We start from the raw sequence: 12,464 nt of genomic DNA, 5'->3' as shown, positions 1-12,464 counted from the left end.
CAGTTCCGGGACGACATGCTGGCCGCTTCGTACCGGGGTCGGGAAGGGGATAACGTCATCTGCATACGCACCCGATACACAATCGGTCCCTGGGTTGGCAGGGGTACTCGAAGTTTCCCCCTCGATGCTGCGAGCAGTTCGATCCGAGCCGAACGGCGCCGACACCTGCTCGTCGAAGAGACCGACGTGCGCGACCGATGAATGCGTGTCTAAAGTTGGCCGGAAATGCAGTCGGGGGAGACGGCTTGCGGGTCAATTGGCAGGGATCCGCTCCACGATGACGCCGCGACTCCTACGCTGAAATCAGACGAAACCGAGATTCCAGGACGACGGATTGTAATTGCCGATGTTCGGCAACACCGTCGGCATGGCGCCGGCCGACACGCCGAACCAGCTCGCGAGTGTCGCGGCATATTGATCGACCGAAATCGTCGGCAGCAAGCGGCCTTGCCCGACATCGTCGGCGGTGCCGTTGCCGATCGCCGGCGGGGTGCCGTAGATCTTCCGCCCGTTGACCGCGCCGCCCATGACGAAGTGCATCGACCCCCAGCCATGATCGGCACCGCTGGTGTTCGACACGAGCGTGCGGCCGAAATCGCTCGCGGTGAAGGCGGTCACTTGGTTGGAAACGCCCAGCGCAACGGTCGTGTCGTAGAACGCGCGCATCGCATCGGCGACGAGCCCGATCTGCGTTGGGTGCGCGGTGGCGAGGTTCTGGTGCATGTCGAAGCCGCCGAGCGAAACGAAGAACACTTGCCGTTTGGCGCTCAGCGTTTGCGACACCGAGATCATCTGCGCGACGATGCGCAATTGCAGCGCGAGCGAGTTGGTCGTCGGAAAGAGCGGGAAGTTCGCCGCGGGTGCGCTCGCCAGCGCGCTCGAGACCTGGCTGTAGAGGTTGAGCGCCCGCGCGCTGACCTTGCCGTGTTCGTTCGCGAGGATGTTGCCTGAGGACGCGGTCATCAGCGTGCGCAGCGTCGACGCGGCGGTGGGCGAGCCGTATAGGCTCGTCGCATTGTTGATCAGCGCGGTCGGGCCACCCGTGCCGATCGCATATTGGATCGCCTGTTTGCCGGCGAGGTACACCGCATTGCCGCTGGCATTGATGCACGTCAGCGTCGCGGTGCCGTTGCCGCTTTCGAACAGATCGCCCATCCGCCCGCCCCAGCCCGAGGTCGCGCCTTCGGGGCTCGATGCCTGGAAATAGCTTTGCTGGTCGTTGTGGCTGAACAATTTCGGCGGCAGCCGGACCGAGGCGGCGCTGTACTGCGCCTTGGTCGTCGGCTGAACGAGCGTGCCGACGTTGAGCGCGACCGCCATCTTGCCGGCGTTGAACACCGGGAGGAGCGACGCCATCGTCGGCGCCATCGCATATTGCCGCCCGCCGAGACTGTTCGTCGGGCTCAGCGCGGTTGCCGCGAGCGCATCGCGGGCGTGCGCGATGTTCGAGCGCTGCGCCTGATAGAGCGCATAGCTCTCCGCGTCGTAGGGTGGCAGCGTGTTGGCGTAATCGTTGCCGCCGTACAGGAAGATGCAGACCAGCGCCTTGTAATCGCCCGCCGTCGCCGCCGCGGCCTCGCCGATTGCGCCCAGGCTGGTGACGAAGGGTGTCGCAACGCCCGCCAGCCCCAATTGCGCCGACCGGCGAAGGAATGCGCGCCGTGACTCATCGTGATCGAAAACGCTCATGTCACTTCACCGTCAGATAATCGGGCGACGCAAGCGCCAGGAGGATCGCGATCTGAACACGGGTGCTCGCTCCGTTGGTCGCGGTCGCCGCGACGCTGTCGACCGCGCTCTTGATCGAAGCGATGGTGGTCGCGGACAATTGCCCCGCCGCCAGCACCGCGTTGACCTCGTCGACCAGCGCTGCGCTATCCGATGCCTTGGTCAGGATGTCGGTATAGTCGGCCTTCACGTCGCCGATCCCGCTGGCGACGAGCGTCTGCATGAAATTGACATAGGCGACGACGGACTGTTCGTTGGTGATCTGGAACTCGGGCGCAACCAGCCCGGCGGTGGCGATCGCGGTGTCGGGCGGGGTGTAGCCGGGGCGGAACCAGTTGAAGACCGTCTGGCTGCGCCCCATCGCCTGGCCGAGCCGTGTCGTCGTGCTCGACGTGTCGCCGATCGCCCAGGCGGCAGACGGCGATGTGACACCATAAGCGCGCGCCCAGCTCGTCAGTCGCAGCACGGGCTCGCGCAGTTTGCCCGCGGCGGTCGCGCTCAGCGTGGCGTCGCTGCGCGCCTCGGTATCGAGCAGGATCGCGCGGAGCACCGCTTGCATGTCGCCGCGCACGCCCTTGCCGTTGTCGGCGAACACTCCCGCCACGCGCCCGATATAGCCCGGCGAGGGATTGCTCGTGACCAATCGCTGGATGAGCTGTTTCGAGACGAAGGGCGGCACGTTGGGATGCGCGAAGATCGTGTCGAGCGCGGTGTTGACCGCCGCCATGCCGCCACCCGACACGCTGGTGCCGAGAAAGCTGGCGCTCCCGGTCTCGTTGAGCGCCGCGTTCATCACCAGCGGGGCTCGGTAGACATCGGGCGTGGTCGTGCTGCTCGAGGCGAGCGAGAGGCCGGTGAACACGCGCGCGAGGCCCGAGACGTCGGCTTGGGTATAGGTCTCGAGCGGGGCACCGTTCGCGGTCTTGATGCTGCCGTCCATGTTGAGCTGGTAGAGCCCCAGCGTGAACAGCTGCATCAGCTCGCGCGCGTAATTCTCGTCGGGCTGCGATCCCGTCGTCGCATTGGCCTTGCGATTACCGAGGAAGGTGAGGAACGATCCCATCGCGGGATTGGTAGTGATCGCGCCAAGGATCTGGCGATACGTGCTGAAGGCGTTGTCGAGCAGCACGTCGACATAGGCGGCCGTCGCAAACGCCTTCCAGTTGACGTTCACCCCGTCGATGCCAACCACCAGCATGTCGAGCAACGCCATGCCGACGCGCTGGCGCACCTGGTCGGGGTCGGAAATCATCCCACGCCACATCGTCGGATCGAAGCCGGTTTGGCTATTGATGTTGGCGGCGGCATTGTAACCGTTTGCGACCAGCCAGTCCCAATGCGTCGTCGTCCGGGCTCGCGCGAACTGTGCAGTCAACCAGCCATCGAAACCGGACGACACGACCTCGGTGATCATGGCGCGCGTCGCACCCATCGTTGATTGCGCTAGAAAGCGGCTCGCCTGGCTGGACGTGATTGCTTGCGCCACCACGATCGGGGGCGGCGGGCTGCTGCTGGATGCGCTGGAGCCACCATCGCCGCCACATGCCGCCAGCGCGACGGCGGGGGTCAGCGCGCCGATCGCCTTGAGGAGAGACGATCGATCGATGCCACCTGAGTCGAAATCAGCATCCGCAACGCGATCATCGCTAGGGCGCGGCAACAACACGGTGTCCGAAATTCGCATTACCATCACCCCACCACGCCCTGTCTTTGCGCCTGGAATGCTGGTTCGCGCAAGTGCCATGCGCTCGAAAGATCATGACAGGCCTAACGGCAGTTGTGGCGCCACGTCACTCGATCTCGACTGCGCGATGAAACGAAAAACGTCATATTTGATCGCGGGTCAGAGGCCGACGCAAAGCAGACCAGCTTCAAACGCCCCAACAGGGTGAGGGGGCGGACTGGTAGCGGGACGCTGCTCAGCACGACCGAGAGGACATGCCTGGGGCTTGGTGCTGCAAGTACGGTCCGTCCCCTAAAGGACGGACCGTCTGCGCGATCAGAGGCTCGACGTGTTGCCGTAGCGCGCGCGCTCGGCCGCAACGTCGTCGTCGGTGTAGGCGGGCGCCGTGTCGTCGAAGCTGTTCCAGCCCGACTGGCGATAGGCGGCGCCGCGCGTGGTGGCCTCGACCGACTTGTTGCGCTCAAGCGCCGCCTCGGCATCTGCAACGAGCGCATCATCGACTCGAGCGCTGACCAAGGTGCCGCCGCGGCGTACGCCCTCGGAATAGACGTTTGCCTCTTCCTCGGTATGGCCCGCTTCCTTCAGCGCCCCGACGACCCCACCGGTTGCTGCGCCACCGGCCGCGCCGATCCCAGCGCCGACCGCAGTGGACGCGAGCCAGCCCGCCGCCACGATCGGACCCAGGCCTGGGATTGCGAGCAGACCGAGGCCAGCGAGCAAGCCGCCCGCGCCGCCCAGCAGCGCGCCGGTCGAGGCGCCACGCGTCACGTCACCGTCGTCATTGACGTCGTCGATGCCGGTCGTGCCGTCACGGTCGGTATGGTCGCGCGAGTTGGCGATGATGCTGAGGTGGTCGTGCGGGACGCCGAGCCGTTCGAGTTCGTTCACCACGTTGGTCGCGTCGGCATAGCTATCAAACAGGCGGGTGATGGTCTTGGTCATGATGTCTCTCCTGAAGGTGTCGCTTAGCGGGTTGTAACGTTGCCCTTATAGTCGAGCCCGACTTGCACCCGCTTGCCATGGCGCATCGCCACGCCACGCCAGACGCCGTCGCGGTCCTTCGCCAGCTTCGAGACGCTGGCATAGCCGGCCTTGGCGATCCGACCGCGGGCCTGCGCTTCGGTGAACGAATTGCTGCCGCTTGCCGGGGTCGCGACATGACCGACGTCGCTGTCCTTGATGGCTGGGTTGTGCGATCCGGGATGCGCGGACTGCGCGAGCGCGCTCGACGACAATGCCGCGACGGCGGCGGCGGCCAAAATGATACGCTTCACGATTGCTCTCCTGTGATCGGTGCCGACTGCACCGCGATCCTAAAAATGCCGCGGCGATCCGGAGCCGGATCGCCGCGTTGTCCCTCAGCGAACGGTGCCGCGACGAAGAAGGTTGACGATCGCAAGCAACACGACCGCGCCGAGCAGCGACACCAGGATCGACTGGATGTTGATCGCGCCATCCATGATCGACGCGCCGCCGATGAGCGGGGTGATGATGAACCCGGCGAGCAGCGCGCCGACGATCCCGACGACGACGTTGAGGATGATTCCCTGTTGGCCGTCGGTCCGCATGATCATGCTGGCAACCCAGCCGATGAGCCCGCCGACGACGAGAAGAATGATAAGATTCATAGGTAAAGCCCTCCAGTTTTGGTAAGGCGACTAAAACCAAGGGGAAGGCGTCGATGTTCCAGTTCCGTCATCCGCGGCCACCGCTCGGCTTGGTTGTTTCGCATCAGCACGATTGGTAGATTGCCGCGCTGGCGAGGGAACTTGCAGCGCTGTGTTGCGCTTCGACACGATGATCTCTCGCACAAATCGCCCCGTTCACGGTCCCACGCTCCATCATCTCGAGCAGTTGATGGAAAGTCTGCTCGCCGGCGTCATTCTGATGGACCCGACCGGCGTCATCCTCAGCGCCAATGCCGCAGCGCTGGAGATGCACGGCATCGACACGGTCGAGGATCTGGGCGCGACGGCGGACGATTATGCGCAGCGCTTCTGCCTGCGCTACCGCGACCAGCGCCGCCTGCCGCGCCGCGAATATCCGCTCGTGCGCTTGCTCGCGGGCGAGAGCTTCCCCGACCTGATCGTCGATGTCGCGCCGCTCGGCAGCAACACGCCGCGCTGGGTCCATCAAGTGCGCGACGTCGCGATGGACGACGATGGCGGCGAACCCGACTGCCTGGCGCTGGTCATCCACGACGTGTCGGAGCGCTTCGACGCAGAGGACCGCTTCGAGGCGATGTTCCAGGCCAATCCCGCACCCGCGATCATCGTCCGCGTGTCGGACCAGCGCTATGTCCGCGCCAATCAGGGCTTTTTCGATCTCGGCGGCTATCATCGCGGCGACATCGTCGGTCGCAGCCTGTTCGAGCTCGACCTTCTGGCCAACGTCGATCGGCGCGAACACGTCAAGGACTGCGTCGCGGCGGGCAAGGTCATCCCGCAGCTTGAGGCCGAGCTGCCGCTCGCTGACGGATCGACCAAGCTCGTCATCCTTGCCGGCCAGCCGATCGAGGTCGAAAACGACCCGTGCCTGCTGTTCACCTTCGCCGATCTCGAGCCGCGCCGCCGGGCGGAGCGTGCCCTTCAGACCAGCGAGCAGCATTTCGCGACGGTGTTCGACATGGCGCCCGTCGCGATGGTGGTGACCAAGGGCGACGACTATCGCATCATCAACGTCAACGACGCGTTCCGGCGCCTGACCGGCTATTCCGGGCACGATGCCATCGGCAGGGTCGCGGACGATCTGCAGCTCTGGAACGACGCCGCGCAGCGCGAGGGGCTGGAGGCGGAGATCGTGTCGCGCAGCGGCTTTCGCGGGCATGACGTCCGCGTGATCGGCAAGGACGGCGCGCCGGTCGATTGCATCGTCTCGGCCGAACGGATCAGCGTGCGCAGCGACGAGTGCGTGCTCTGGCTCTATCAGGACATCAGCGCGCGTCGGCGAAGCGAGCTGGAACTGGTCGAGGCGATCGAGGCGGTGATGAAGGACGCCAACTGGCTCAGTCGCTCGATCATGGACAAATTGGCGACGCTGCGAGGCCCGCGCGGCGCGGCACTGGTGAAAAAGGATGCTGCCGATATCAGCCCACGCGAGCGAGAGGTGCTCGAACTGATCTGCCAGGGCGTCGACGATAGCGGCATCGCCGAAAAGCTCGCGCTGTCGCGCAACACGGTGCGCAACCATGTGGCGCGGTTGTACGCGAAGATCGGCGTCAACCGCCGCAGTGCGGCGATCGTCTGGGCACGCGAACGGGGCATCGAAGGGTGAGCGCGACGCGGTCCTTCGAAAGGCGCGACCTGCAAGCGCGCGGAGGGATGGGATGAACACCGCAGGGGCGCACGCCTTCGTCGATCAGCTCGCCAAGCTGCTCGAACTCGTCGGCGTCGGAATCATCATCGGCGGGGTCGCGCTGGCGGCGGTCCTGTTCGTGCGATCGGGATTGCGCAGTGGCCAGTGGCAGGCCGCCTATCAGGACTGCAGGTCCAACCTCGGTCGCGGCATCCTGCTCGGGCTCGAGTTGCTGGTCGGGGCGGACATCATCTCGACGATTACCGCACCGCTCACCGTCCAGAGCGTTGCGCTGCTCGGCGGCATCATCGTGATCCGGACCTTTCTCAGCTTCTCGCTCGAGACCGAGATCGAAGGCTGCTGGCCTTGGCAGCGCGCCGGCCGCAACCGGAGCGAGCGGGAAGGCCCTACCTCGCCCGGCTAAGCACTTTGGCGGGTCGATTTCGCACGCAGCGAACCGTAGAACAGCAGAATACGCGGCCGAGCGCTGGCAGATGGTCGGGGTCAGCCAACAGATTCAGATGGGGTGAAGGCGGTACCGACGACACGGGGCGGGCGTCATCGAATGCTATATCGGCCAGTCGAGCTGCCGATAGGCGGAATCCCAGAACATCCATTCGTAGCGGGTGGCCGTGCGAAAAGCCTTGGCCATTGCCGCGCGCACCGATGGCGTCGAAACGCTTGCGGCGTGATCCACCAAAGCGCTGACCCGACGCGTTGCTTCGCCAAATCCGGGGTCGGCATAGGTGGTGATCCACGCCTCGTACGGATTGGGCGATCCGGCGATCGATTTGATCGCGCATCCAACCTCCCAATATACCGAAAAGCACGGCAGGATCCCGGCGATCAGTTCCTTGTAGCTCCGCGTGGCAGCGAGGCTCGCAAGGTATCCGGTATAGCCGAGACAGACCGGGCTTGGCTCGCTCATGGCCACCATTGCGGGGGTGATATCGAAGTGTTCGAAGAAGGTCTGGTGCAGGATTTCCTCGACCTGCACCGCAACCTTGGCGCCGTCGGAAAATTCGAGCCGAGCCGCGGCACTCGGGGCGCGCGCCGCGGCGATCGCCAGGACGCGTGCGTACTCGGCCAGATACAGGCTGTCCTGCACGATGTAATGCCGAAAGCTGTCGGGCGGGAGCGATCCGTCGGCGAGTTCTGCGAGAAACGGCTGCGCGAGGATGGACTGTCGCAGCGGGGCAACGTCTTCCCATACCGCGTCGCAAAAGCTCATCGTAGGATCCTCCCTGAAAGTCTTGCAACCGCCATGCAGGCTGATGCGCCCGCCGTCACTCGCCGATTGCGGCAGCAGACCGGGGCGCGCCGGGACATTCCCGTCATAGCGCAGGTTCGTATTGCGGCGCGGGCCGCGGCTAGTGCACGCTTGGCAAGGCTGCCTCGAGTCCGTCATCGAACTTTTTCGGCTGGTCTTACGTAGGGCACCGTGACCGGTATCCCGACCGCGCCGAGGCCCGGCCGGCAGCTCGATTTTGGCTAAACGACGAACCAATCCGCCGTCGCGACGCGTAGTTTCCCGTCGAGATCGGCCTGGCGGAGATACAGGCGAAGATCGCGCGACAGCCGACCGATCTCGCTGCCGCGGCGATGCATCGCGGTGCCGTTGATGCGCTCGACCAACGCCAGCATGCGCGTTGCGGCTTGCTCGATCGCCTCGCGCGCGAACAAAGTGGTCGCCACCGCCTCGCCCGGGGGCGCTTGCGGGGTTTCCACCGCGAGGCAGGCGGCGCGGGCCCACAATGCGGCGCCCTTCGCCTCGATCGCAAGATGCCCGAGCCGATGCGCGGCGAGCGGGTCGCCGCGACTGCCTGTCCGGTCCACCTGGCGGGAGGTCAAGCGCGCCAACCGCTCCATCGCGCCCGCATAGCAAGCGCACAACCGCCACACTCCGCCGTTGAAATCAGGTTCGATGAACAGCGCATCGACCGCGCCGAGGCAGTCTGCCGGCCCCGCCGGGAGCCCCGTACACTCGAACCGGCCCGATTGGCTCCCGACCATGCCGTCGACGTCCCAATCGAGGATTTCGCCGCGCGCGGGATCGGTGGCGTCGGTCAGCACCATCCGCAGCCCATCGGCGACACGCGCGGTGACGATAGCGAGCGTCACGTCGCCGAGCCCCGAGGCGAACGTCTTGACCCCCGTCAGAAGCCCGCCTGCGCCGATGCTGACCGGTCGATCGCGCTCGGCTCCCCAGACGCCGAGGATCGCGCCCGCAGCGACCGCATCGCAGACCCGGTCCTGCTGGTCCCGGTCCCCATGGCGCAGGACGAGCTTGATCGCGTTGACATGCCCTTCGTAGATCCGCGCAAGCGGGAGGCTGGCGCCACCCAGCGTCGCCAACAGCGCGAGCATCGGCTCGGCGCCCGCCGCGCTGGTGCCCCAGCCACGGCCACCGCGACCCACGGGTAACGGCGCCAAGAGCAAGCCGGCGTCTGCAAGCAGCGCGAGCTCGATGGCCGGCCCGCGCAAACCGCGATCGAGCGCTTCGTCGCCGGCGCGGATCGCCGCGAGCAGATCATCCGCCAATATCGTCTCAGGCATTCGAGGCTATCCAGTCGCGCAGGCGGTCGATTTCGGCAGGGAGGTCGGCCGGGCGCAGCCGGGGGGCGATATGCGATTTGCGCACGGTCGCCGCCCACGCGGCGCCGAAGGTCGATCGATCCGTCGCATCGGCCCGCCATGCGGCGCGTGCGGCATGACGCGCTCGCCACATCGCGACCAGCGCATCGGCAGGCGCGAGCTGGTCATCGCACAGATAGTCGGCCGCCAGCCGCAGGCGCAACGCGTCGGCCATGCCACCGCCGGCGCGTCCGACCAGGCGTGCCGAGGCCGTGACATGCGGCGCGCGATCGTGGCGGATGCGACCGTCCGCCAGCTCGACCGCGGCAAGCAGCGCGCGGTCTTCGCCGGTCGCCAGCGCTGGCACTCCGCCGACCCGCTCGAGCATCGCGCGGGTTATGCCGAGATTGGCGCCGCAGCGTTGGGCGTGGCGGGGGGCGGGGTCGTGCACGAGCGGGTCGAAAAGCGGCTCGGCCTCGGCGATCAGGCCGAGATAGGTCCATTCGAGCTCGCCGATCCGCAGCGCGGGGGCGGGGTGGAGCGACAATTCCGACCAGTCTGCGCTGACCCGCCCCGCCACCGCATCGGCGCCGCGCGCAAAGGCCGCGCGATGCGCGCGGACCCAGTCGCGATCGGCAACGCAGTCGGCATCGGTGGTGAGCACGATCGTCCCAAGCTGCGCAGCCTGCGCCATCGCCATGCGCCGCGCAGCACCCGCGCCGCGTTCGTGATCGGCGAAGGCGTGCTCGATGACATGGACTTGGATCGCGCGCGGCGCGCGCGCGATCGCGGCGGTCGCATCGCTGCAATTGTTGGCGACGACGACCGCGACGATCGGCCCGGGATCGTCCTGCGCCGCGAGCGAGTCGAGGCATCGCCCGATCCGGTCGGCTTCATCGTAAGCGGGTATCGCGATGGCGACGATATCGCTGATCATACCCGGGCCATCACGTCGATCCTGAGTCGATCGGTGCGTTCGGCGTGGATCCGCGTCCAGCCCGGAAGATGCGCGATCGCGATCTCGGCGGCCATCTCGCCGGTGATGACGGTATCGGTCTCGCCGAGATAGCTGGCCAGGAAGATGCGCGCATCGGGCGTCGCAGACCGCTCGATCGCGTCCATCAGCGCGACAACGCCGTCGAGGCCGAGATAATACAGCATGTCGCTCGCGACGATCAGGTCGAAGCGCGCGTCGGGCATATCCTGTGGCATCGTCCGTTGCTCGAGCACGACATTCGCGCGCGCACCGATGCGATCGCGCGCGGCGCTCAGTGCGGTCAGCGAAGCGTCGGTCGCGAGCAACCGGTCGCACAGCGGCGCGAGCTGTTCGGTCAGCGCGCCGTTCGCGCAGCCCAGTTCGAGCGCGGAGCGATAGCGGCGCCCGGACAGCGCGGCGACCGTCCGCTGGAACCGATCGCGTTCATAGGGCTCGCTGTCATAGCGCCACGGGTCGGGCGACTGCGTGAACAGCGAATCGAAATGCGCGGCAGGGATCGCGTCGTTGCTCCGGTCGAGGCGGTCATAAGCGGTCCGCACATATTCGACCGTGGTGAACGCGTCGCAAATGTCGGGCGCGAGCGAAAATCCCGCAACCGGGTCGAGCTGGCTCCGGTGACAGTTGAGGGCTGCCCGCTTGCGCGCGGCGAAATCCCCGACCGGGATGGCGTCATAGCCGGTCGGGTCGAACCGGCGATCGACTCGCTGGCTCACCGGCATCACTTGAAGCATCCGGCCGGTACCCGAGCCGATGATGCAGCTGGCGAGGCCGAACGCGGCCTTGTGATCGGCGTGCCCGTCAGCAGGATCGGTGACGAGAATCGTATCCGGCGCCGCCTCAGCGACAAATGCCGCGAGTGCGGCCATATGGGGGCGGGGGATCGCGGTGCTCGACAGGCTGCCATCGGGCTGGTCGAGGAAGAGGAGCGGGGGGACATATACCAGCATCCGCTCGAGCCCGGCCCGGCATTCTTCGCGCCGCAGGCTCGCCAAGGTCGTGGCGTCGCGCCCGGGGTCGGACGCCGCGCCGTCGGTCGCGACGATGACGGCCACCCGCGCACCGGCCTGCGCGGCGCGCGCCATGATCGCCCCCGCGCCCAGGATTTCGTCGTCTGCATGCGGCGCTATGACGAGCAGCGACTGGCTCATGCGAGTTCCGCCACGATGGCGTCGAGCCGGACGCGCGTCGCTGGCGTCAGGGCGATATCGGTCGCGACGACCAGGGGTTTCGGCAAAGACGCGAAGGCAATGCCCATGTCGGCGAGATCGATCGGGACCGGGGCGGGGGAGGTTCCCGGACGCCAGTCGGCGACCCTCTGCCATAAGGCTGCGCGATCGTCTCTGCGCCGCGTGCTCGAATAGCCCGTCGCGGTGGCTGCGGTCAGGCTATCGGGTTGCTCGTATTTGTCGAGCAGGACATCGTCGATGAACCAGATATGCGCGCCCGCCATCAGCGCGCGGTTCCGCAGGTCGCGATCTTCCTCGACGCTCTCGGCATAGCCGCCGATCCGGGTGAAGAGATGACGTCGGAACAACCCGCTGTTGATCAGCACCCAGTCGCCGGGCGGTCCCGCAGAGAATTGCAGATTGGGGAAGAAATCCTCGACCAGCGACAGCGTGCGGGCAATCCGCGCCGCGCGACCATCCGCGGAGACGAAGCGATGCGCGGTCAGCACCAGGTCGAGCTCGGCCGGCGCATCCGCGACCTGGTCGCCGCCTGCAAGATGCCAGGGCGCGCAATCGGCAGCGACAAGACCCGAGCGCGAGAGCGTGCGCTGTTGGCGGAGCAGCTTGTCGATATGCGGAATGTCGTCGGAATCGTGGAAGGTGATCGCATCGAACGCAAGCAGCGCAAGCGCGACATTCTTGGCAGCCGCCGTGCCGAGGTTCCGGTCGAGCTTGATGTAGCCGAAGCGGGGATGGCCGAACCACCGCGCACACGCGGCTTGGGTTTCATCGGTCGATCCATCGTCGATAACGACGACGCCGACGTCGTGCTGCGATTGCGCCAACGCCGCTTCGACGGCACGCACGATCTGATGCGCGCGCTGGTAGGTCGGGATCGCTATGAGACTTTGCATGGGCGACCTGACGCGGGGAAAATGAGAGCGGTCCGAAGGATCCAATCGTGCCCGATTTCGACGATGCCAATCTGCCCAGGTCTTCTGGGTATTTTATTTTCTGCGCG

The 12,464-nt window shown here is 66.4% G+C and carries 12 protein-coding genes; 2 read left to right on the top strand and 10 right to left on the bottom strand.

Annotated features, from left to right (window positions below):
• Positions 1-303: 303 nt before the first annotated feature.
• The 5 genes from IE187_RS17775 to IE187_RS17755 all read right to left on the bottom strand — a co-directional run bounded on the left by IE187_RS17775 (position 304) and on the right by IE187_RS17755 (position 5,040).
• Positions 304-1,689 (bottom strand): DUF1501 domain-containing protein, encoded by a 1,386-nt coding sequence (locus tag IE187_RS17775; protein WP_189677358.1) that lies wholly within the window; start codon positions 1,687-1,689, stop codon positions 304-306.
• 1 nt (position 1,690) lies between these two features.
• Positions 1,691-3,412 carry a DUF1800 domain-containing protein gene (locus IE187_RS17770; RefSeq protein ID WP_268249526.1) on the bottom strand — a complete coding sequence of 574 codons (1,722 nt, stop codon included), beginning with the start codon at positions 3,410-3,412 and terminating at the stop codon, positions 1,691-1,693.
• A gap of 315 nt (positions 3,413-3,727) precedes the next feature.
• Complete coding sequence (locus tag IE187_RS17765) at positions 3,728-4,354, bottom strand: general stress protein (protein ID WP_189677356.1); 627 nt, start codon at positions 4,352-4,354, stop codon at positions 3,728-3,730.
• A gap of 23 nt (positions 4,355-4,377) precedes the next feature.
• Entirely contained in the window at positions 4,378-4,686 is a 309-nt protein-coding gene (locus IE187_RS17760) for a hypothetical protein (protein WP_189677355.1), read from the bottom strand.
• 84 nt (positions 4,687-4,770) lie between these two features.
• A complete protein-coding gene (locus IE187_RS17755) occupies positions 4,771-5,040 on the bottom strand; it encodes a GlsB/YeaQ/YmgE family stress response membrane protein (protein ID WP_189677354.1) in 270 nt (89 codons plus the stop codon).
• 229 nt (positions 5,041-5,269) lie between these two features.
• Here IE187_RS17755 and IE187_RS17750 point away from each other — a divergent pair, with 229 nt between their 5' ends.
• Both IE187_RS17750 and IE187_RS17745 read left to right on the top strand, forming a co-directional pair.
• Positions 5,270-6,685: a PAS domain S-box protein gene (locus tag IE187_RS17750; RefSeq protein WP_229839484.1), complete on the top strand. Its 1,416-nt coding sequence runs from the start codon at positions 5,270-5,272 to the stop codon at positions 6,683-6,685.
• Between the two features lie 52 nt (positions 6,686-6,737).
• Positions 6,738-7,130, top strand: coding sequence for a DUF1622 domain-containing protein (locus IE187_RS17745; protein ID WP_189677353.1), 393 nt, complete (start codon positions 6,738-6,740; stop codon positions 7,128-7,130).
• Positions 7,131-7,274: 144 nt separating this feature from the next.
• Here the strand turns inward: IE187_RS17745 and IE187_RS17740 are convergent, their stop codons facing one another.
• From IE187_RS17740 to IE187_RS17720, 5 genes are all read right to left on the bottom strand, one after another.
• Positions 7,275-7,937 (bottom strand): TenA family protein, encoded by a 663-nt coding sequence (locus tag IE187_RS17740; RefSeq protein WP_189677352.1) that lies wholly within the window; start codon positions 7,935-7,937, stop codon positions 7,275-7,277.
• A 260-nt stretch (positions 7,938-8,197) separates the two neighbouring features.
• Positions 8,198-9,262, bottom strand: coding sequence for an acyl-CoA dehydrogenase family protein (locus IE187_RS17735; protein ID WP_189677351.1), 1,065 nt, complete (start codon positions 9,260-9,262; stop codon positions 8,198-8,200).
• Entirely contained in the window at positions 9,255-10,217 is a 963-nt protein-coding gene (locus IE187_RS17730; protein ID WP_189677350.1) for a glycosyltransferase family 2 protein, read from the bottom strand. Before IE187_RS17730 ends, IE187_RS17735 begins: the two co-directional genes overlap by 8 nt.
• Positions 10,214-11,425 carry a bifunctional PIG-L family deacetylase/class I SAM-dependent methyltransferase gene (locus IE187_RS17725; protein WP_189677349.1) on the bottom strand — a complete coding sequence of 404 codons (1,212 nt, stop codon included), beginning with the start codon at positions 11,423-11,425 and terminating at the stop codon, positions 10,214-10,216. Before IE187_RS17725 ends, IE187_RS17730 begins: the two co-directional genes overlap by 4 nt.
• On the bottom strand, positions 11,422-12,357 hold the full coding sequence (locus IE187_RS17720; RefSeq protein ID WP_189677348.1) for a glycosyltransferase family 2 protein: 936 nt from the start codon (positions 12,355-12,357) through the stop codon (positions 11,422-11,424). The genes IE187_RS17725 and IE187_RS17720 overlap by 4 nt, the downstream gene beginning before the upstream one ends.
• Positions 12,358-12,464 lie beyond the last annotated feature (107 nt).

Origin of the sequence: Sphingomonas glacialis (assembly GCF_014653575.1) — a bacterium.
GTDB classification, from domain to species: Bacteria; Pseudomonadota; Alphaproteobacteria; order Sphingomonadales; family Sphingomonadaceae; genus Sphingomonas; species Sphingomonas glacialis.
The sequence above is the reverse complement of the archived record's forward strand: the minus strand, read 5'-3'. Positions and strand labels throughout refer to the sequence as shown.

Coding starts and splice junctions, on each gene's coding strand:
- IE187_RS17725 (WP_189677349.1), bottom strand. CDS start 11,425: ATGAGCCAGTCGCTGCTCGTCATAGCGCCGCATGCAGACGACGAAATC.
- IE187_RS17730 (WP_189677350.1), bottom strand. CDS start 10,217: ATGATCAGCGATATCGTCGCCATCGCGATACCCGCTTACGATGAAGCC.
- IE187_RS17770 (WP_268249526.1), bottom strand. CDS start 3,412: ATGCGAATTTCGGACACCGTGTTGTTGCCGCGCCCTAGCGATGATCGC.
- IE187_RS17755 (WP_189677354.1), bottom strand. CDS start 5,040: ATGAATCTTATCATTCTTCTCGTCGTCGGCGGGCTCATCGGCTGGGTT.
- IE187_RS17765 (WP_189677356.1), bottom strand. CDS start 4,354: ATGACCAAGACCATCACCCGCCTGTTTGATAGCTATGCCGACGCGACC.
- IE187_RS17745 (WP_189677353.1), top strand. CDS start 6,738: ATGAACACCGCAGGGGCGCACGCCTTCGTCGATCAGCTCGCCAAGCTG.
- IE187_RS17775 (WP_189677358.1), bottom strand. CDS start 1,689: ATGAGCGTTTTCGATCACGATGAGTCACGGCGCGCATTCCTTCGCCGG.
- IE187_RS17720 (WP_189677348.1), bottom strand. CDS start 12,357: ATGCAAAGTCTCATAGCGATCCCGACCTACCAGCGCGCGCATCAGATC.
- IE187_RS17750 (WP_229839484.1), top strand. CDS start 5,270: ATGGAAAGTCTGCTCGCCGGCGTCATTCTGATGGACCCGACCGGCGTC.
- IE187_RS17735 (WP_189677351.1), bottom strand. CDS start 9,262: ATGCCTGAGACGATATTGGCGGATGATCTGCTCGCGGCGATCCGCGCC.
- IE187_RS17740 (WP_189677352.1), bottom strand. CDS start 7,937: ATGAGCTTTTGCGACGCGGTATGGGAAGACGTTGCCCCGCTGCGACAG.